18 protein-coding genes are annotated in these 18,662 nt (G+C 69.5%); 9 read left to right on the plus strand and 9 right to left on the minus strand.

What is annotated here, in order from left to right:
• The first annotated feature begins 29 nt into the window (after positions 1-29).
• The 3 genes from ACWGE0_RS16960 to ACWGE0_RS16970 all read left to right on the plus strand — a co-directional run bounded on the left by ACWGE0_RS16960 (position 30) and on the right by ACWGE0_RS16970 (position 2,997).
• Positions 30-1,079, plus strand: coding sequence for an AAA family ATPase (locus ACWGE0_RS16960; RefSeq protein ID WP_452261811.1), 1,050 nt, complete (start codon positions 30-32; stop codon positions 1,077-1,079).
• A 74-nt stretch (positions 1,080-1,153) separates the two neighbouring features.
• Positions 1,154-2,035, plus strand: coding sequence for a DUF58 domain-containing protein (locus ACWGE0_RS16965; RefSeq protein WP_452261891.1), 882 nt, complete (start codon positions 1,154-1,156; stop codon positions 2,033-2,035).
• Positions 2,032-2,997 carry a VWA domain-containing protein gene (locus ACWGE0_RS16970; RefSeq protein WP_452261812.1) on the plus strand — a complete coding sequence of 322 codons (966 nt, stop codon included), beginning with the start codon at positions 2,032-2,034 and terminating at the stop codon, positions 2,995-2,997. The genes ACWGE0_RS16965 and ACWGE0_RS16970 overlap by 4 nt, the downstream gene beginning before the upstream one ends.
• Here the strand turns inward: ACWGE0_RS16970 and ACWGE0_RS16975 are convergent.
• From ACWGE0_RS16975 to ACWGE0_RS16990, 4 genes are read right to left on the minus strand one after another with little or no spacing between them, the layout of a single operon-like run.
• The gene (locus ACWGE0_RS16975; RefSeq protein WP_452261813.1) at positions 2,994-3,527 is read right to left on the minus strand and encodes a dihydrofolate reductase family protein; all 534 of its coding nucleotides are present in this window, start codon (positions 3,525-3,527) and stop codon (positions 2,994-2,996) included. The two genes, ACWGE0_RS16970 and ACWGE0_RS16975, sit on opposite strands and share 4 nt — an antisense overlap.
• Positions 3,524-4,387, minus strand: a complete 864-nt coding sequence (locus ACWGE0_RS16980; RefSeq protein WP_452261814.1) for a TAXI family TRAP transporter solute-binding subunit — start codon at positions 4,385-4,387, stop codon at positions 3,524-3,526. The genes ACWGE0_RS16975 and ACWGE0_RS16980 overlap by 4 nt, the downstream gene beginning before the upstream one ends.
• Positions 4,384-5,697, minus strand: a complete 1,314-nt coding sequence (locus ACWGE0_RS16985; RefSeq protein WP_452261815.1) for an ATP-binding protein — start codon at positions 5,695-5,697, stop codon at positions 4,384-4,386. The genes ACWGE0_RS16980 and ACWGE0_RS16985 overlap by 4 nt, the downstream gene beginning before the upstream one ends.
• Entirely contained in the window at positions 5,698-6,357 is a 660-nt protein-coding gene (locus ACWGE0_RS16990; RefSeq protein WP_319966548.1) for a response regulator transcription factor, read from the minus strand.
• A 116-nt stretch (positions 6,358-6,473) separates the two neighbouring features.
• Here ACWGE0_RS16990 and ACWGE0_RS16995 point away from each other — a divergent pair, with 116 nt between their 5' ends.
• Entirely contained in the window at positions 6,474-7,775 is a 1,302-nt protein-coding gene (locus tag ACWGE0_RS16995; RefSeq protein WP_452261816.1) for an MFS transporter, read from the plus strand.
• A gap of 49 nt (positions 7,776-7,824) precedes the next feature.
• Here ACWGE0_RS16995 and ACWGE0_RS17000 read toward each other — a convergent pair whose 3' ends face one another.
• The 3 genes from ACWGE0_RS17000 to ACWGE0_RS17010 are packed head-to-tail and all read right to left on the minus strand — an operon-like array spanning position 7,825 to position 11,259.
• Entirely contained in the window at positions 7,825-8,229 is a 405-nt protein-coding gene (locus tag ACWGE0_RS17000) for a hypothetical protein (protein ID WP_452261817.1), read from the minus strand.
• A 2-nt stretch (positions 8,230-8,231) separates the two neighbouring features.
• Positions 8,232-8,651, minus strand: coding sequence for a hypothetical protein (locus ACWGE0_RS17005; protein ID WP_452261818.1), 420 nt, complete (start codon positions 8,649-8,651; stop codon positions 8,232-8,234).
• A gap of 28 nt (positions 8,652-8,679) precedes the next feature.
• Positions 8,680-11,259 (minus strand): FAD-binding and (Fe-S)-binding domain-containing protein, encoded by a 2,580-nt coding sequence (locus ACWGE0_RS17010; protein WP_452261819.1) that lies wholly within the window; start codon positions 11,257-11,259, stop codon positions 8,680-8,682.
• Positions 11,260-11,367: 108 nt separating this feature from the next.
• On the opposite strand from ACWGE0_RS17010, the gene fabG reads away from it, so the two are divergent.
• The 5 genes from fabG to ACWGE0_RS17035 are packed head-to-tail and all read left to right on the plus strand — an operon-like array spanning position 11,368 to position 15,454.
• Entirely contained in the window at positions 11,368-12,072 is a 705-nt protein-coding gene (fabG, locus tag ACWGE0_RS17015; protein WP_452261820.1) for a 3-oxoacyl-ACP reductase FabG, read from the plus strand.
• Positions 12,073-12,120: 48 nt separating this feature from the next.
• Entirely contained in the window at positions 12,121-12,888 is a 768-nt protein-coding gene (fabI, locus tag ACWGE0_RS17020; RefSeq protein WP_093588011.1) for an enoyl-ACP reductase FabI, read from the plus strand.
• Between the two features lie 52 nt (positions 12,889-12,940).
• Complete coding sequence (locus ACWGE0_RS17025) at positions 12,941-13,966, plus strand: ferrochelatase (protein WP_452261821.1); 1,026 nt, start codon at positions 12,941-12,943, stop codon at positions 13,964-13,966.
• Between the two features lie 34 nt (positions 13,967-14,000).
• The gene (locus ACWGE0_RS17030) at positions 14,001-14,723 is read left to right on the plus strand and encodes an ABC transporter ATP-binding protein (protein WP_452261822.1); all 723 of its coding nucleotides are present in this window, start codon (positions 14,001-14,003) and stop codon (positions 14,721-14,723) included.
• Positions 14,720-15,454 (plus strand): ABC transporter permease, encoded by a 735-nt coding sequence (locus ACWGE0_RS17035; RefSeq protein WP_452261823.1) that lies wholly within the window; start codon positions 14,720-14,722, stop codon positions 15,452-15,454. Before ACWGE0_RS17030 ends, ACWGE0_RS17035 begins: the two co-directional genes overlap by 4 nt.
• On the opposite strand, the gene ACWGE0_RS17040 is transcribed toward ACWGE0_RS17035, so the two are convergent.
• Complete coding sequence (locus tag ACWGE0_RS17040) at positions 15,455-16,780, minus strand: extracellular solute-binding protein (protein ID WP_452261824.1); 1,326 nt, start codon at positions 16,778-16,780, stop codon at positions 15,455-15,457. It abuts the gene before it with no gap.
• Positions 16,777-18,579, minus strand: a complete 1,803-nt coding sequence (locus ACWGE0_RS17045) for a VWA domain-containing protein (RefSeq protein ID WP_452261825.1) — start codon at positions 18,577-18,579, stop codon at positions 16,777-16,779. The genes ACWGE0_RS17040 and ACWGE0_RS17045 overlap by 4 nt, the downstream gene beginning before the upstream one ends.
• Positions 18,580-18,662 lie beyond the last annotated feature (83 nt).

The raw sequence follows: 18,662 nt of genomic DNA on the forward strand, positions 1-18,662 counted from the left end.
AAAACCCTGTTTTGCATGGAGGCCCGCACGTGACCGAGCCCGCCGCCGAGGCAACGCCGAACGCATCGGCGCCCGTCACCCCGGCTCGTGACGCCCAGCTGCTCGAACGCACCGTGTTCGAGGTGAAGCGGGTGATCGTCGGCCAGGACCGGCTCGTCGAGCGGATGCTCGTGGGTCTGCTGGCCAAGGGCCATCTGCTGCTCGAAGGTGTGCCGGGTGTCGCGAAGACGCTCGCCGTCGAGACGTTCGCCCGTGTCGTGGGCGGCTCGTTCTCGCGCGTGCAGTTCACGCCCGACCTGGTGCCCGCCGACATCCTCGGCACCCGCATCTACCGCCAGTCCAGCGAGGCGTTCGACACCGAGCTCGGCCCGGTCGTCGCGAACTTCGTGCTCGCCGACGAGATCAACCGCGCGCCCGCCAAGGTGCAGTCGGCGATGCTCGAGGTCATGGCCGAACGGCACGTGTCCATCGGTGGCAAGACGTTCCCGATGCCGAACCCGTTCCTGGTGCTGGCGACGCAGAACCCGATCGAGAACGAGGGCGTGTACCCGCTGCCGGAGGCGCAGCGCGACAGGTTCCTGTTCAAGATCCAGGTCGAGTACCCGACCGCCGAGGAAGAGCGCGAGATCGTCTACCGCATGGGCGTCGAGGCGCCGGTGCCGAGCCAGGTCCTCTCGCCCGAGGAACTGGTGCGCCTGCAGGGCGTGGCGTCGCGCGTCTTCGTCCACCACGCACTGGTCGACTACGTGGTGCGCCTGGTGATCGCGACCCGTGCGCCGGGCGAGCACGGCCTGACGGACGTCGCCGGCTGGGTCGCCTACGGTGCCTCGCCGCGTGCGTCGCTGGGCATCATCGCCGCCGCGCGTGGCCTCGCGCTCGTGCGTGGCCGTGACTACGTGCTGCCGCAGGACGTCGTGGACGTCGTTCCGGACGTGCTGCGACACCGCCTGGTGCTCTCGTACGACGCGCTGGCCGACGGCGTGCCGATCGACCACATCATCACCCGTGTGCTGCAGATCGTGCCGTTGCCGCAGGTGTCGGCCCGTCCGCAGCAGCCGGTTCCGGCTGGTAGGCAGTGAGCCCGAAAGACGCGTCCGCGAAGGCCACCGACGAGCGCCCCTCGTGGGCGCCGCCCGTGCTGTCCGGCGTCCGCATGGAGGCCGCGCTGCGCATGCTCGAGCTCGACGTGCGGCGGCGCCTCGACGGCCTGCTGCAGGGCAACCACCTCGGCCTGGTGCCGGGGCCGGGTTCCGAGCCGGGTGAGGCGCGGGCCTACCAGCCCGGCGACGACGTGCGGCGGATGGACTGGGCGGTCACCGCCCGCACCACCGTGCCGCACATCCGGGAGACGGTCGCCGACCGCGAGCTGGAGACGTGGATGGCGATCGACCTGTCGCCGTCGCTCGACTTCGGCACCGCGGCCTGCGAGAAGCGCGACCTGGTCATCGCCGCCACGGCAGCGGTCGCGCACCTGACGCGCGGCGGCGGCAACCGCATCGGCGCGGCCGTGTCGACGGGCGCGGACAACCTGCGGATCCCGGCTCGCGGCGGGCTCGCCCACGCCCGCGGGATGATCCGCAAGATCGCCGAGATCCCGCGCGCGTCCGAGGGCACGCGAGGTGACCTGGCCGCACTGCTGGAGCAGCTGCGCCGCCCGCCGCGCCGCCGTGGGCTGATCGTGGTGGTCTCGGACTTCCTCGGCGGCATGGAGTGGCAGCGGCCGTTGCGTGCTTTGTCCGCACGGCACGAGCTCGTGGCCATCGAGGTCGTCGACCCGCGTGACGTCGACCTGCCCGAGGTCGGCACCGTCGTGCTGTCCGACCCGGAGAGCGGGCGGCAGCGCGAGGTGACCGCGTCCGCGTTGCTGCGCAAGGAGTTCAATGCGGCGGCCGCGGAACACCGGGCCGAGGTGGCGTCGGGGCTGCGGCGCGCGGGTGCCGGGCACCTGGTGCTGCGGACCGACTCGGACTGGATCGCGGACACGGTTCGTTTCGTGGTGGCGCGCAAGCGTCGCTGGTCTGGGGGTGTCGCGTGAGCTTCTCGAACTTCGTCGCCCCGTGGTGGTTCCTGCTGCTGGTCGCCGTCGCGCTGCTCACCGCCGGTTACGTGGTGGCGCAACGGATGCGGCGCAAGAGGGTGCTGCGGTTCACGAACCTGGAGCTGCTGGAGAAGGTCGCGCCCAAGCGGGAACGCTGGTCGCGGCACGTCCCGGCGGCGTTCCTGCTGGCCGCCCTGGCGTTGCTGACCGTCGCGCTGGCCGGCCCGACGTCCGAGCAGCGGGTGCCGCGCAACAGGGCGACCGTGATGCTCGTGGTCGACGTGTCGCTGTCGATGAAGGCAACGGACGTGAAGCCGTCACGGCTGGAGGCCGCGCAGGTGGCCGCCAAGTCGTTCGCCGAGGGCCTCACACCGGGCATCAACCTCGGCCTGATCTCGTTCGCCGGCTCGGCCACCGTGCTGGTCGCGCCGACGACCGACCGCGCCGCCGTCACGCAGTCGATCGACGGGCTCAAGCTCGCCCAGTCGACCGCGACCGGTGACGCGCTGGCGGCCGCGATCGCGTCGATCGACTCGTTCGGCAAGGTCGTCGGTGGCGCCGAGGGACCGCCGCCCGCCCGCATCGTGCTGATGACGGACGGCAAGGAGACAGTCGGCACCCGGAAGGCGTTCGACGTGGCCGAGGACTCCAAGAAGGCCGGGATCCCGATCTCCACGATCTCGTTCGGCACCGAGGACGGCGTGGTCGACATCGAGGGCCGGCAGCAGTCCGTGCCGGTCGACGACGACGCGATGAAGGAGATCGCGAAGATCTCCGGCGGCGAGTTCTTCAAGGCCGCCTCCGCCGAGGAGCTGCGCCGGGTCTACGACACGCTCGGCGAGCAGATCGGCTACGAGAAGAAGCAGGCGGACGCGTCGAAGCCGTGGCTGTTGCTCGGCACGATGACAGCGATGTTCGCCGCCGCGGCGGCTTTGGTGCTCGGTCAGAGACTTCCTTAGCGCCTGCCGTAGATCAGCTCCACGACTCCCGCTTCGAACGCCCTGGTGCTCTTGAGCGCCAGGGCGATCGGCTTTTTGAAGAACGGCGTGCCCTGGCCGATCGCGATCGGGTTCAGGTAGAGCCGGACCTCGTCGATCAGGTCGTGCTCGAAGAACGAGCCCACCAGCTGCGCGCCGCCGACCATGCTGTCGCCGAGCAGGTTCCGGATTTCGCCCGGATCGATCTCGCGCTTGACGGTGGTGTTCCACTCGGTGGTTTCGAGCGTGCGCGAGTAGACGATCTTGGGCATCTCCCGCCAGATCCGGCCGAAGTCGTGCATCGGCTGCGGCCACTCGGGGTGCTCGTCGGTGTGCGGCCACGCTTCGAGCATCGTCTCGTGGTTGCGGCGGCCGTCGATGAACCGGGCCATCCGCGCGAGCCCGGTGTTGAAGTGCTCGTGCAGCTCGTCGTCGACGACGTGCCAGCTGATGTCGTGGCCGGGCCCTTCCATGAACCCGTCGAGCGAGATCGACGCCATCGTGATGATCATCCGTGCAGCCTCCGGTATTCCGCCGCCGCCCCAGGGTGCAGCGGCACTTTGCCCGTGTCGATGAGACTGCGCACGTCGAGGTACTGGGTGCCGAGCGCCTGTTCCGGCACCAGTTCCGCGGCCTTGGCGACCAGCAGCCGCACCACGGCGCTTGCGTACTCGACGCTCAGGTCCGGCCGGCACACCAGCAGGTTCGGCGTGCCGATCGTCGGGATGTCGACCGGCGAGCCGTACACGCCCATGCGGACGTCGACGCGTTCGTAGACCTTGCCGTAGTCCTGACGCAGTCGTGGCAGGAAGGTGTCCAGCGGCAGCAGCCTGATGCCGCTGGCCTTGTCGAGTTCGGGGGTGGGGACGCCGCCGGACCACAGCAGGGCGGCGATCTCCCCTGCTTTCAGGGCGTCGACGGCGTTGCGCAACGGGTAGTGCTCTTCCTGCACGCCCAGCGCGAGGCGTTCGCCCTGGAGCGAGGCACCGGATCCGGCGGCGCCGAGCGACACTGGTTTGCCGATCAGGTCGGCGGCGGAGCGGTAGGGCGAGGAGGCCAGCACGACGAGTTGTAAATAGTTCTCGTAGACGCGGCCCAGCGCCACGAGACCGGACTCCATGTGGGCGCTGTCGCTCAGGGTCAGGCCGATGTCGGCGGTGCCTTCGCGGAGGTGCTTGAGGTTGTCGGCGCTGCCGCCGGTCTGGATCGGGGTGATGGTCAGCGGGCTGGGGGAGAGGCGGGAGAGCAGAGCGGCGAAGTCGTTGTAGAAGCCGCCGGGTTCGCCGCCGGCGATCTTGATGGTGCCGCTGGGCTCGCTCGTCCCGCACGCGGTGAGGGCGAGGGCGCTCAGCAAGAAGGTCCGGCGCCTCATAGCAGCGGTTCCTTCGGGAGTTCCACCGTGACGACCAGGCCGCCAACAGTGTCGTCGCTGCGCAGCGACAAGGAGCCGTCGTGCGCGGTGACGATCCGGTCCGCGATCGCCAGCCCCAGGCCGGTGCCGCGTTGGGAGTCGTCGCCGCGCCAGAACCGTTCGGTGGCGCGGGTGATGTCCTTTTTGGACAACCCGGGGCCGTTGTCCCGCACGGTCAGCGTCGCCCGGTCGCAGATCACCGTGATCTCGGAGCCGCCGTACTTGATGGCGTTGTCCAGCAACACGTCCAGCACTTGGGCCAGGTCCGACACCGCGCACCGCACCAGGCCCGGCGCCCGGTCGTCCACGGTGATCGTCACGCCGGCCGAGCTCGCGGCTGCCCGCCACGCGTCGACCCGGTCGTGCGCCACGACCTGCAGATCGGCGAGCTCGGGTTCCACGCCGCCTGCCGCGCGTTCGGTGGCGGTGCTCTCGGCGGAGGCCAGAGCCAGCAGCCCGTCCAGCAACGACTCCAGGCGTTCGACCTCGGTGAGCAGGGAACCGTTGGAAGGCAGCATGTCCACCCGGAGCCGCAGCGCCGCCATCGGGTTGCGGAGCTGGTGCGAGGCGTCGGCGATCAGTCGTCGTTGCTGGTCGGCGGCCTCGGCGACGGCGTCGGACATGCGGTTGAACGACTCGGACAACGCCCGCAGCTCGGCCGGCCCCGCGGTGTCGGCCACGTGCGTGCGCCGTTGGCCCTCTGCGACCGCACGGACGCCCCGGTCGAGTTCCTTAAGGGGGCGCAGCAGCCAGCGGGCGACCACCAGGGCGAGCAGGACACACGCGCAGGCCGCCAGCAGGGCTCCGGCCAGCACGATCGCCCATCGCCGTGCCACGTCCAGAGCGGCGACCCGCGTGGAGGCTCGCATGACGACGGCGCCCGCCACCTTGGTGCCGGTGCCGACGGGACGGGCGAACAGGACGTCGCCGCCGTTCCAGGGCATCACGGTCGGCACGGGCGCGGCGGGCTGGTTGCGCAGCGCGGCGTCGATCTGTGCGGAGACCTCGGCGATCTTCATGCCGGCCTCGACGACGGGCTCGCCGGCCGCGTTGACGACCACGACCTCCTCGCCGTAGACCTCGTTGTGCCGCAACGCCTCCGACACCACGACGTCGGCGGGCAGGGTGGCGAAGCGGTCCATGTCGGCGGTGCGGCTGATCACGAACTGCTGGGTGCGCTCGGAAGCGGTGCTCATCAGCAGCGGGAAGGCGAACGCGGTCACGGCCGAGAGCGAGAAGAGCAGCAGCACCAACAGAAGCCGTTGCCGCATCTATTCACCGAGCCGGTAGCCGAAACCGCGGATCGTGTGCAGCAGCCCCGGCCGGTCGAGCTTGGCGCGCAACTGCGTGAGATGCACGTCGAGCGTCCGTGACACGGCCACGAAAGCGTTGCCCCACACCTCGTCCATCAGCTGCTGCCTGCTCACCGCCGTGCCCGGCCTGCGCGCGAGCACCGCCAGCACGTCGAACTCCTTGGTGGTCAACGAGATCTCCCGCCCGCCGACCACGACCTGACGGCTCTGCAGGTCGATCTCCACATCGGACACCCGCACGACGTCGTCCGGTTCCTGCGACCGCGCCGCACTCCGGCGAGCCACCGCGTCGATGCGCGCGAGCAGTTCGGCCAGTCGCACCGGCTTGACCAGGTAGTCGTCCGCACCCAGCCGCAACCCGCGCACGACGGTCCGTTCGTCGCCACGGGCGGTCAGCACGAGCACTGGCACCGGGTCGATCTTGCGGAGCTTGCGCAGCACCTCCAGGCCGTCCTGGTCGGGCAGGCCGAGGTCGAGCAGCACCACGTCCGCGTCGCGGTGGGCGATCAACGCGTCGGCTCCCCGGCGCACGCGGGAAGGCCGGTGCCCGTTCGCCCGCAGTGCCTCCACCAGGGCGTCCGCGACGCCGTCGTCGTCTTCGACCAGCAGCACCCGCATTCGAGCAGTATCGGCCATCATGACTGTTTCCTGCGCGTGGCGACGCGCCTAAGTGACTGTAAAGATGCCTCTGCCCAGGTTGTGAGGGGTGTCTTCGCGCCGAGATGGTGTCGGGCATGACAGTGGTTCAGGAGAAACGCGCCGAGCGCCGAGTGGTGGCGAACGTGCTGCGCGGATCAGTCGGAAACCTGATCGAGTGGTACGACTGGTACGCGTACACCGCGTTCAGCATCTACTTCGCGGCGGCCTTCTTCCCGAAAGGCGACCAGACCGCGCAGCTGCTGAACACCGCGGCCGTGTTCGCCGTCGGCTTCCTGATGCGACCGCTGGGCGGCTGGCTGCTCGGCCGTTACGCCGACCGCCACGGCCGTCGTGCCGCGCTGACGTTGTCGGTCACGTTGATGGCTTTCGGTTCGCTGATCATCGCGTTGACGCCGTCGTACGCGACGATCGGTGTTGCCGCGCCGGTGTTGCTGGTGCTCGCACGACTGTTGCAGGGTCTGTCGGTCGGTGGGGAGTACGCGACGTCGGCGACCTATCTGTCCGAAGTGGCCTCTCCCGCGCGCCGCGGTTTCTACTCCAGTTTCCAGTACGTGACGCTGACGGCCGGCCAGCTGGTGGCGCTGGGCGTGCAGATCGTGTTGCAGCAGTTCCTCTCCAAGACCGAGATGATGGAGTGGGGCTGGCGGATCGCGTTCGTCATCGGGGCGACCGGCGCGATCATCGTGATGTGGCTGCGCCGCGGGATGGACGAGTCGGAGAACTTCGAGAAGCAGAAGAACAACCCGCAGAACCAGGGACAGCAGGGCACCTTCAGGGCGTTGTTGAAGCATCCCAAGGAATGCCTGCTCGTCGTCGGCCTGACGCTGGGCGGCACGGTCGCGTTCTACACGTTCACGACCTACCTGCAGAAGTTCATGGTGAACACCAGCAAGATCGACGCCGCGACGGTCAGCTGGATCAACTTCGCCGCGCTGCTGGTGTTCGTGGTGCTGCAACCGATCGCGGGCGCGCTGTCCGACCGGATCGGCCGCCGTCCGCTGCTGCTCGGGTTCGGGGTGCTCGGCACGGTGGCCACGGTGCCGTTGTTGTCGACGCTGGCGAAGACTTCCGAGGCGCTTCCGGCGTTCTTGCTGATGCTGGGCGGCCTGGTGATCGTCACCGGGTACACGTCGATCAACGCGATCGTGAAGGCCGAGCTGTTCCCGACGAACATCCGCGCGCTCGGGGTGGGCCTGCCGTACGCGCTGACCGTGGCGATCTTCGGAGGCACGGCCGAGTACGTGGCGTTGTGGTTCAAGCAGGCCGGCATGGAGTCGGTGTTCTTCTACTACGTCGCCGGGTGCGTGCTGATCTCGTTGCTGGTTTACGGGTTCATGCGTGAGACGTCGAAGGACTCGGTGCTGGACCGCGACTAGCAGGCTCGCGGAGGGCGGTCTTGCGGCGACCGCCCTCCGCTTCCTCACGTCAGCAGACCTCGTCGGTGAAGCCCGCACCCCCGCCGGACACCGTGCCGTACGCCATGGTGCAGAACTGCAGCGTGTTCGCGCCGTTGGACCACACCTCCTGCTGTCCGCGTGAGCCGCTGTTCTCGTCGATGCCGCCGTCGCCCCTGGTGATGGCGACGGCGGCGATGAAGTTGCTGTGACTTGCCTTCCACGAATCCCACACGTAGATGTAGCCCCAGTTCTTGCCGCAGCCCTTGAACTGCTTCACCGAGGCGACGGTCGCGCTGCCCGACTTGATGTACTTGGTGGAGCCGATCTTCGTGACACCGCTCGGGCACTTGGGGTTCGTCTCGGCGTGCGCCGATCCCGTGAAGGTGAGCGCGATCGCGGCCGCCGCGAGCACGGTGGCACTGAGTTTCTTCATGGTCAGCAACGCTCCTCGGTCTCGACACCATCGCTGTAGGAGGAGGCCACGATGGAGCCGTACCCCTTGGTGCACTTGTCCAGCGTGTCCGTGCCGTACGACCACAGTTCCTGCTTGTTCTCGACGCTGTTGTAACCGCTCGGGAACTCGGCGCCGCGAACCTGGACACCGGCGTAGATCCGGTACGTGCGGTGGTTCGCACGCCAGGAGTCCCAGACGTAGACGTAGCCCCAGTTCTTGTTGCAGCCCTTGAACTGCTTGACCGAGGCGATGGTCGTGCTGCCGCTCTTGAGGTACTTGGTGCCGCCGATCTGCGTGACGCCGCTGGGGCACGACGGGTTCGTCTCGGCCTGCGCGGGCCCCGTGAAGGTCATCGCGATGGCCGCGGCCGCCAGCACGGCGGCGCCAATCCTTCTCTGCATGTGCCCGACTCTGGCCGGGCGCGGTTAGTCAGCGGTAAATCTCCATCAGGGTGGCCAGCGTGGTGGCCAGGTGCACCGGTTTGCGGTCGGTCGTGTGGCGGATCTGCGTGCGGCAGCTGAAGCCGTCCGCGATGACCAGTGCGTCCTCGTTGGCGCGCAGTGCGGGCAGCAGGTCCTGTTCGGCGCACGCGATCGACACGTCGTAGTGGCCCTGCTCGAACCCGAAGTTGCCGGCCAGGCCGCAGCAGCCTTCGACGATCGTCGGTTTCAGGCCGGCCTTGGCCATCGCCTCGCGGTCCGGCTCGAAGCCGAGTTCCGCGTACTGGTGGCAGTGGGTCTGCACGACGGCCTCACGCGCGCCTTCCACCGCGGGCAACCGGGGTGCGACGTGCGCCGCGAACGTGCGGGTGGCCTCGGCGAGCGCGTGCACGGCCGGGTCGTCCGACAGCTTCGGGGCCTCGGTCTTGAGGAACGCCGTGCAGCCCGGCTCCAGGCCGATCACCGGGACGCCCTGGCTCGTCCACGGCCGCAGCGCCCGCGCCGTGCGTTCGACGACCCGGCGGGCCTTGGCGAGCTGGCCGGTCGAGTGCCACGTCAGTCCACAACAGACGTTCGCGGACGGGATCTCGACCCGGTTTCCCAGGTGCGCCAGCACGTTCGCGGCGTCGAGGCCGATGCCCGGCTCGAAGAAGTTCGTGAACGTGTCGGGGAACAGCAGCACGGGATCGCCCTTGCCGAGCGGGTGCAGCTGGCGGACCAGCGAGGTGGTCTGGGTGGGCAGCGCGCGTTCCGGCGTGATCCCGGCGAACCTGCCGAACTTCGCCGTGAACCTGTTGACCAGCCCGTACTTCAGCCACGTCGGCAGCCAGCCCATCGCGTAGTGCGATCGCGGCCGCAGACGTCCCTTGTAGTGCTCGTGCAGGAACTCCGCCTTGTAGCTCGCCATGTCGACGTCGACCGGGCAGTCGCGTTTGCAGCCCTTGCAGCCCAGGCAGAGGTCCAGCGCCTCGGCGACCTCGGACGACCGCCAGCCGTCCTTGATCACGTCGCCCGCGAGCATCTCGAACAGCAGGTGCGCGCGGCCGCGAGTCGAGTGCTTCTCCTCGCGAGTCACCCGATAGCTCGGGCACATCACGCCACCCTTGGTGTTGAGACACTTGCCGACACCCACGCACCGCCGTGTGTCGCTCGCGAACTCCGCACGCGTCGGAATCTTCGGGGGAGCGACGAGAATCCGCAGGTCGTCGTCGAGCTTGAGCGGCTCCACGATCCGGCCGGGGTTGAGCAGGTTCCCCGGATCGAAGGCGTGCTTGAAGTCCCGGAACGCCTTGATCGCCTCGGGCGGGTACATCCGGCTCAGCAGCTCGGATCGCGCCTGCCCGTCACCGTGCTCGCCGGACAGGCTGCCACCGTGGCTCACGACGAGGTCGGCGGCGTCCTCCAGGAACGCGCGATGGCCCTGCTCCAGGTCGAAATCGATGCGGACGTGCAGACAGCCCTCGCCGTAGTGGCCGTAGGTGATGCCCCGCCGGCCGTACCGGGCCAGCAGCTGGTCGAACTCGCGCAGGTAGGTGCCGAGACGTTCCGGCGGCACGGCCGCGTCCTCCCAGCCCGACCACGCCTCACCGCCGTCGGGCATGCGGGTCGCGAGCCCGGCACCGTCCTCGCGGATCCGCCACAACGCCCGCTGCCGCGCCGGGTCGTGGATGATCATCGAGTTCTTGGTGATCTTGGCAACACGCTCGGGGTGGTCCTCGACCTCGACGAACAGCCAGCTGCGGCCCTCCGGCAGGTCGGGGCGCACACGAACGTTGCGCACCAAGGCCTCGTCGATGCCCTCGACCGCGAGTGCGTCCTCGATCTGGGTGACCTGGTCGGCGGCGTCGTAGGTGTCCGCGAATCCGAGCACGACCAGGATGCGGCGTTCCGGACGCCTGACCAGCTTCAGTTCGGCGCCCAGCACCACCACGCAGGTGCCCTCGGTCCCGACGAGCTGCTGGGTCAGCGTCGGGGCGTCCAGGGCGTATCCGCTGACCCGGCGGCTGAGCCGCGGAAACCACGCCGGGTCGTAAGCAGACAGTGAGAACCCAGGCGGGTTCGTGGTGTCGAACGTGCGCCCGTCCGCCGTGAGCACGTGCAGGTTCGCGACGTTCTCGCTGGTCTTGCCCCACTTAACCGAGTGCGCGCCGCACGCGTTGTTGCCGATCATCCCGCCGATCGTGCAGCGCGAATGCGTCGACGGGTCCGGCCCGAACAGGAAGTCCCCGGCCTGGGAGTTGACGCGGTCCAGCACGGCGCCGGGTTGCACGAGCGCCCGGTCGCCCGAGATCTCGATCGCGTTCAGATAGCGGCTGAAGTCGATCACCAGACCGGTGCCGCACGCGTTGCCCGCGATGGAAGTTCCCGCGCCACGGCTGGTGATCGGCACGCGGTGTTCCGCGGCGATCCCGACGGCCGCAAGCACCGCGTCCGTCGTGCGTGGACGGACGACCACCCGTGGCACGTGCCGGTAGTTCGACGCGTCCGCCGAGTACAGGGCCCGGCTCGCGGGGTCGTCGAGGACGTCGCCGTCCACGTCACGGCGGAGTCGGTCGAGAAAGGCCCGCATCACCCGATCATGCCTGGATGGATGTGACATGGCTCCGCCGATGCCGGACTACCTGCCGGTAGCCGATAGCCTCAGCCGGTCAACCAGCAGCGATCGCAGGGAGAGCTAGTGAGTCGGTCCGTTCTCGTCACCGGAGGCAACCGCGGCATCGGCCTCGCGATCGCGCAGGCGTTCGCGGCGCAGGGCGACAAGGTCGCGGTGACGCACCGCGGGTCCGGCGCTCCCGAAGGCCTGCTCGGCGTCAAGTGCGACGTCACGAACTCCGAGGAGATCGACGCCGCGTTCACCGAGGTCGAGGCCGCGCACGGCCCGGTCGAGGTGCTGGTCTGCAACGCGGGCATGACGCAGGACACGCTGCTGCTGCGGATGAGCGAGGAGCAGTTCACCCAGGTCGTCGACGCGAACCTGACCGGCGCGTTCCGGTTCGCCCAGCGCGCCTCCCGCGGCATGCTGCGCAAGAAGTTCGGCCGCATCGTCTTCATCTCCTCGGTCGTGGGCCTCACCGGTGGCGCCGGCCAGGTGAACTACGCGGCGTCCAAGGCCGGCATGGTCGGCATGGCGCGCTCGATCGCCCTGGAACTGGGCTCGCGCAACATCACCGCGAACGTCATCGCGCCCGGCTTCATCACCACGGACATGACCGCCGACCTGCCCGAGGCCGTCCGCGACGCCGCGCTCAAGCAGATCCCGGCCGCCCGCTACGGCGCGGCAGAAGAGATCGCGCGCGCCGTCACGTTCCTCGCGGCGAACGAGGCGGGCTACATCAACGGTGCCGTGCTGCCGGTCGACGGCGGCCTCGGCATGGGCCACTGAAGCTTCTTCCAGACTTCTGTTCTCCGTACTGCGAAAGGGTTGGATCAAGTGACCGGACTGCTCGAAGGCAAGCGACTGCTGATCACCGGTGTCATCACCGACGCGTCGATCGCCTTCCACGTCGCACGCGTCGCCCAGGAGCAGGGCGCCGAGGTCGTGCTGACCGGGTTCGGCCGGATGAGCCTCGTGACGCGCATCGCGCAGCGTCTGCCCAAGCCCGCGCCCGTCGTCGAGCTCGACGTGCAGAACCAGGAACACCTCGACACGCTCGCCGACCGGGTGCGTGAGCACGTCGACGGCCTCGACGGCGTCGTGCACGCCATCGGCTTCGCCCCGCAGAGCTGCCTCGGAGCGCCGTTCATGGACGCGCCGTGGGAGGACGTCTCCGTCGCGATGCACGTCTCGGCGTACTCGTACAAGGCCCTGGTGCAGGCCACGCGTCCGTTGCTCTCGCACGGCGCGTCGGTCGTCGGCCTCGACTTCGACGCCCGCCAGGCGTGGCCCGCCTACAACTGGATGGGCGCGGCGAAGGCGGCGTTCGAGTCGATCAACCGCTACATGGCGCGCGACCTCGGCCCGGACGGCATCCGCGTGAACCTGATCTCCGCCGGCCCGGTGCGCACGATGGCCGCGAAGTCCATCCCGGGCTTCGGCGAGCTGGAGAAGATGTGGGGCGAGAAGGCACCGCTCTCGTGGGACGTCGACGACCCGACGCCGGTCGCGAAGTCGGTGTGCGGCCTGCTGTCCGACTGGTTCCCGGCCACCACGGGTTCGATGGTCTTCGTGGACGGCGGCGTGCACTTCCTCGGTCTCTGACGTCACATCTGTTCGTCATGTGAGGCGATCGGGCGTCTGATTGGATGGAGCGGTGAGTTTCGATGCGCTGCTCTGGCTGTCTTTCGGCGGCCCGGAAGGTCCTGAGGACGTCCGTCCCTTCCTGGAGAACGTCGTTCGCGGGCGTGGCGTGCCGCCGGAGCGGCTGGACGAGGTCGAGGCCCACTACCAGCACTTCGGCGGCGTGTCGCCGATCAACCGCCTGAACCTCGAGGCGATCGAGGCCGTCAAGGCCCGTGGCTTCGAGCTGCCGATCTACTTCGGCAACCGCAACTGGCACCCGATGGTCGAGGACACCGTCGCGCGGATGAAGGCCGACGGGGTGCGCAGGGCCCTGGTCTTCCCGACGAGCGCGTACGGCGGCTACTCCGCGTGCCGGCAGTACGACGAGGACATCGTGCGGGCGCTGCAGGCCGTGCCGGACGGTCCGGAGCTCGTGAAGCTGCGCCAGTTCTTCGACCACCCGCTGTTCATCGGTGCTTTCGCTGACGGCGTTCGTGCCGCGGCTTCTTTTTTGTCCGGTTCCTACCGGCTCGTCTTCACCGCGCACTCGGTGCCGGTGTCCGCCGACAAGGCCGCCGGGCCCGCGTCCGAGGGTGGTTACCGCTACTCGCGCCAGGTCGTCGAGGCCTCGCGACTGGTGGCGGCGGAGCTGGGCGTCACCGAGTACGACGTCGTGTGGCAGTCGCGGTCGGGGCCGCCGCAGATCCCGTGGCTGGAGCCGGACATCGTCGACCACATCGACGCCCTGCACGCCAAGGGCGTCACCGGCGTCGTCGTGTGCCCGATCGGGTTCGTGTCCGACCACCTCGAGGTGGTCTGGGACCTCGACACCGAGGCCCGCGACCGCGCCGCCGAGCTGGGCATGGAGTTCGCCCGTGCCGCCACCCCGAACTCGGACCCGCGGTTCGCCGAGCTCGTGATCGAGCTGGTCGCCGAACACACGGCTGACGCTCCGGTGCGGAAGCTGTCGTCGTTCGTGGCGGCGGGCTGCACCGTGAACGGCGCGCCGTGTGCGCCGTTGTGTTGCGAACCGGCCAAGAGGCCCGCCCGAGCCTAGACATTGGTTTTTCAACGGGCGCAGAATTGGTCGCATGACCAGTTCCGCGGCCGTTGAGGTCACCGGGCTCCGGGTGAGCCGGGGCAAGCGTCTGGTCCTGCGGGACGTGAGTTGCACGATCCCGCGGGGCAGTGTCACCGGCCTGCTCGGCCCGTCCGGCTGCGGCAAGACCACGCTGATGCGCTCGGTCGTCGGCGTGCAGATCGTCGAGTCCGGCGAGGTGACGGTGCTCGGCGCACCCGCGGGCAATCCCGGGCTGCGGAACCGGATCGGGTACGCGACGCAGAACCCCGCCGTCTACGCCGACCTCAGCGTGGCCGAGAACCTCCGCTACTTCTGCGCCGTGCTGGGAGCTCCCCGCTCCGACGTGCGGCGCGTGATCGACGAGGTCGGGCTCGGCGGGCACGAGTCGCAGCTGGTGGCGTCGTTGTCCGGCGGTGAGCTGTCGCGGACGAGCCTCGCGGTGGCGTTGCTCGGCAAGCCCGAACTCCTCGTGCTCGACGAGCCGACGGTCGGCCTCGACCCGTTGCTGCGCGACGAGCTGTGGACGTTGTTCCGGGAACTCGCTGATCGTGGCGTCACGCTGCTCGTCTCCAGCCACGTCATGGACGAGGCCGCGCGCTGTGAGCGGCTGCTGCTGATGCGCGACGGTGCGCTGCTGGCCGACGACACCCCGGCCGCGTTGCTGGCGGAGACCGGCACGAGCGACCTGGAACAGGCGTTCCTCTCGTTGGTCCGGGCGAAGGAGGCGGCGTGAACACCTCGATCCTGCTGGCCACGACCGCGCGGATCCTCAACCAGTTCCGCCACGACCGCCGCACCGTCGCGCTGATGGTGCTCATGCCGTCGCTGCTGCTGATCCTGCTGCGGTTCGTCTTCAACTCCGACCAGGCCTTCAGCCGCGCCGCACCGGCCCTGCTGGCGGTCTTCCCGTTCGCGATCATGTTCATCGTCACGTCGATCACGACCCTGCGCGAACGCACCACGGCCACGCTGGAACGGCTGATGACGATGCCGATGGGCAAGCTGGACCTGCTGTTCGGCTACGCGCTGGCGTTCGGGATCGTGGCTCTGGTCCAGGTGCTGGTCGCGGTCGGCATCTCGCTGACGTGGCTCGGCCTGGAGATCGGCGGCTCGGTGTGGCTGCTCGTGGTCATCGCCGGGCTGGACGCGCTGCTCGGTACGGCGCTGGGCCTGTTCGCGAGTGCCTTCGCGCGCACCGAGTTCCAGGCCGTGCAGTTCATGCCGTTGTTCGTGATGCCGCAGGTGTTGTTGTGCGGGCTGTTCGCGCCACGAGAGGCCATGACGCCCGTGCTGGAGTGGCTGTCGAACGTCATGCCGCTGTCGTACGCCGTTGACGCGCTCACGGCCGTGACGACGTCGTCCGACATCACGGGTGAACTGGTGCGCAACCTCGCGATCGTGGCGGCGTGCGGACTCCTGGCGCTGGTGCTGGGCGCGGTGACGTTGCGCCGGCGCACCCCCTGATCACCGGCCCTGAAGGGCTCTGGTGAGCGACTCCTCCGCACCCTCTGGCAGAGCGCCGTCGTGGTCGAGGGCGTACCGGACGACGGCGCGGAACTCGTCGCTGAAGCGCGAGTAGTACGGGGTGACGGGACGCAGCTTGGCGTCCTCGACGGCTTTGAGCAGGATGCGGGCGTAGGGGTGTTCGGTGGCGACGCGGCTGTCCTGGTAGACGATGCCGCGGGTGGCGGCCAGGCCTCCTCGTTCGAAGAGGAGCTGCTGGCTGCGGGGGCCGGTGAGGAACTCGATGAGGGCCTGGGCGGCGCGGGGCTTGGTGGACTTGGCGGAGATGGCGAGGTTCTGGCCGCCGAGCACGCTCGGGCCGGGTAGCTGGGCCACCTCGAAGTCGATGCCGGGGCGGCCGGCGGACTCGCCCTGGTTGCCGCGCAGGGTGCGGTGGGCGACGGGCCAGTTGCGCATGAAGACGACCTTGCCGTCGCGGAACGCCTGGGTGCTCAGCTGCTCGTTCTGCGCGCGGGAGTCCGGTAACACCACGGGGTTCTGGCCCTTGAGGCCGTCGGCGAGCCAGCGCAGGGCCCGGCGGGTGCGGTCGGAGTCGATGACGACCTTGCCGGTGTCGTCGACGACGTCGCCCTTCTCGGCCCAGATCAGCTCCAGGGCGTTCACCGTGAGGCCCTCGTAGTCGGCGAACTGGCCCGTGTAGCCGGCGGTGAGGCGGGCGTCCGGCGCGGCCCGCAGCGCGCGGGTGGAGGTGGTGGCGATGTCGTCGAGCCCAAGTGGGTCTTCCTTGACGATGTCCTTGCGGTAGAAGAGCAGGCCCGCGTCCGTGTTGAACGGCAGCGCCCACAGCACGCCCTGGTAGCGGCAGCTCTCCAACGGGCGGCGCAGGAACCCGCTGGTGTCCACTGCGGACAGCGGGCGCAGGTAGCCGGACTGGGCGAACTCGGCGGTCCACGTGACGTCGAGGTTGTAGACGTCCGCGTTCTCGGCCTGCTCCCTGGCCCGCGCGACCATCTCGCTGCGCTGGCCGTCCGCCTCCGGCGGCAGTTCGACGATCTCCGCCGGCTGTTCGGGGTGCTCCGCGTTCCACTGGTTGATCAACGCGCGCCGCTGGCCGCCGTCGCTCTGGTCGCGGCCGCTGAGCACGATCAGCTTGCCCTTCTCCCACTCGGCCGACTCGCGGAACAACGGCTGCACGCCGCTGGTGAACAGGATCGTCAGCACGATGCCGACGGCCACGCCCATCGCGAGCCACGAGCGGTTCGCCCACACCACGCCGGGCGGGCCCAGTCTCGGCAGCGCCGCCCACACCCGTCTCAGCCACCTCATCGAGCGCCTCCCCACAGTTCGCGGAACAACGCCGCCAGATCGTCGCCGAGGGTGTCCGTGGTCGAATCGTGGCAGTCGCCGCCGGCCGCGTCGGTGAGCTCGGTCAGCGCGTGCGCCGCACAGCTCGCCTCGCCGACAGCGATCACGAACACCCTGATCCCCTTCTGCCGCACCGCGTTCACCACGTCCTGCCGGGTCTGCGGGCTCGTCGTGTCCTCGCCGTCGGTCAACGCGATCACCGCGCTGATGTGGCCGGCGTCGTTCGTGCCGACCCGGTCGAGGCTGTCCAGGATCGCCTGGTGCAGAGGCGTGCCGCCGCCCGGCTGCACGGTGCTCAGGGCTGCGGTCGCGGCCTCCTTGTCGCGTCGGCCCAAGGGAATGAGCGGCCGGACAACGGTGTCGTTGAACACCGACAGGCCGTAGGTGTCCCTGGTGCCCATCTGCGTGAGGGCCTTGCGGACGCCGTCGACCGCGACGGCGAACCGGCTCTCACCGGTGGCGGTCTGCTCGGCCATCGACCCGGACGCGTCGAGCGTCAGCCAGACCCGGCCGTCCCGTTTGGCCTGCTCGTACTTCTTCCCGAACTCCTCCTGCGCCGCCTCGCCGGGCGCGGCCTCGTCGCGGTCGAGCGCCAGGCCCGCCCGCACCCCGAGCTCCTCGCGGAACTCGGCTCCCGCGGCCTGCTTGGCGGGGCGCAGTCCGGCGGCGTTGAGCGCCGTCATCCCCTCCTGCGTGCCGAGCCACGCCTGGAACCGGGTCGCGTGCTCGCGCGCGGCGAGGTTCGACACGTCCGGTGCGTCCCACTCGACGAGGTTCAGCGGGTAGTCGGCGCGGTAGGTGTCCGACGGGTACAGCGCGGTGAGGCACGGTTTCTGCGCGCAGCTGGTCTTGTTGTGCCGCAACAACACCTGCTCGGTCGTGATCATCGCGGTGTCCGGTGCGAGCCGGTCGGCCTCCTCGACCCGGCGTTCCACGACGGCCGGGTCGAGCGTCTCGTACAACGCCTGCGTGGCGAGCCTGCCGTCGATCGCCATCAGCGGGTTCGGCCTGCCGATCGCGATGCCGGTGTTGCCGACCTTGGTGAGCAGGTCGCCCCACTTCTCGGAGGAGTCGGAGACGACGTCCTGCGCGATCGGTGTGGGCACCGCGAGCACGACCGGGGAGAACGCGATCGAGGCTCCCTGCCGGATGGTCACCGCCGACCCGACGCCACCCGTGCGGCGCACCACCTCGTTCGTCTCCGTGGTGGAGTCCGGCAGCCACACGTCGGGGTGTGGCCCGATCTCGCGCAGGTCCGGAGAGGACCACGACGACCGCAACGCGATGGCTCCCCGGTTGCCGGGCGCGGAGAACACGTACAACCGCGCCGTGCGGCACCCGTGGTTCTCCTCCGCCGTGTGCTGCTCGAACTTCCGCGCCACCTCGCCGATCGCGGGCGCCGCGTCCTGCGACGTGAGCACCCGCACCTCGGTCGGCTGGGGGCATCCGAGCAGCAACACCCGGCCGTACGCGAGCAACGGCGGTGCGGCGACAGCGATCAGTCCGGCCGCGACGACCAGCACGGCCGTGAACACCACCCAGCGCAACCGGATGCGCTTGGCCAGCTGGTTCAACCGGTCGATCGCGGACGCCGACAGCACGAGAAGTGCCGTGCCGGTGCCGTAGAGAACCCAGGACTGCCACGTCGCGAGCGCACCGGTCGCCGTCTGGGAGAGCAGATGCCCGGCGACGGCGGCCAGCATGAGAGCGCCCGCGTACCTGGGCGCTGTGCTCGACCGGCGCTGGTCGACGTCCTCCATCCGGCTTCCTCCCCGATCGGCACCCTATGTCGGGGCACCGACAGTTCCGGGGGAGTTGCCTGCCGCGGGGCGGCTACCGGCGG

It is taken from the genome of Lentzea sp. NPDC054927 (genome assembly GCF_053610285.1).

Coding starts and splice junctions, on each gene's coding strand:
- ACWGE0_RS16965 (WP_452261891.1), top strand. CDS start 1,154: ATGGAGGCCGCGCTGCGCATGCTCGAGCTCGACGTGCGGCGGCGCCTC.
- ACWGE0_RS16975 (WP_452261813.1), bottom strand. CDS start 3,527: ATGATCATCACGATGGCGTCGATCTCGCTCGACGGGTTCATGGAAGGG.
- ACWGE0_RS16980 (WP_452261814.1), bottom strand. CDS start 4,387: ATGAGGCGCCGGACCTTCTTGCTGAGCGCCCTCGCCCTCACCGCGTGC.
- ACWGE0_RS16985 (WP_452261815.1), bottom strand. CDS start 5,697: ATGCGGCAACGGCTTCTGTTGGTGCTGCTGCTCTTCTCGCTCTCGGCC.
- ACWGE0_RS16990 (WP_319966548.1), bottom strand. CDS start 6,357: ATGCGGGTGCTGCTGGTCGAAGACGACGACGGCGTCGCGGACGCCCTG.
- ACWGE0_RS16995 (WP_452261816.1), top strand. CDS start 6,474: ATGACAGTGGTTCAGGAGAAACGCGCCGAGCGCCGAGTGGTGGCGAAC.
- ACWGE0_RS17000 (WP_452261817.1), bottom strand. CDS start 8,229: ATGAAGAAACTCAGTGCCACCGTGCTCGCGGCGGCCGCGATCGCGCTC.
- ACWGE0_RS17005 (WP_452261818.1), bottom strand. CDS start 8,651: ATGCAGAGAAGGATTGGCGCCGCCGTGCTGGCGGCCGCGGCCATCGCG.
- ACWGE0_RS17010 (WP_452261819.1), bottom strand. CDS start 11,259: ATGCGGGCCTTTCTCGACCGACTCCGCCGTGACGTGGACGGCGACGTC.
- ACWGE0_RS17030 (WP_452261822.1), top strand. CDS start 14,001: ATGACCAGTTCCGCGGCCGTTGAGGTCACCGGGCTCCGGGTGAGCCGG.
- ACWGE0_RS17040 (WP_452261824.1), bottom strand. CDS start 16,780: ATGAGGTGGCTGAGACGGGTGTGGGCGGCGCTGCCGAGACTGGGCCCG.
- ACWGE0_RS17045 (WP_452261825.1), bottom strand. CDS start 18,579: ATGGAGGACGTCGACCAGCGCCGGTCGAGCACAGCGCCCAGGTACGCG.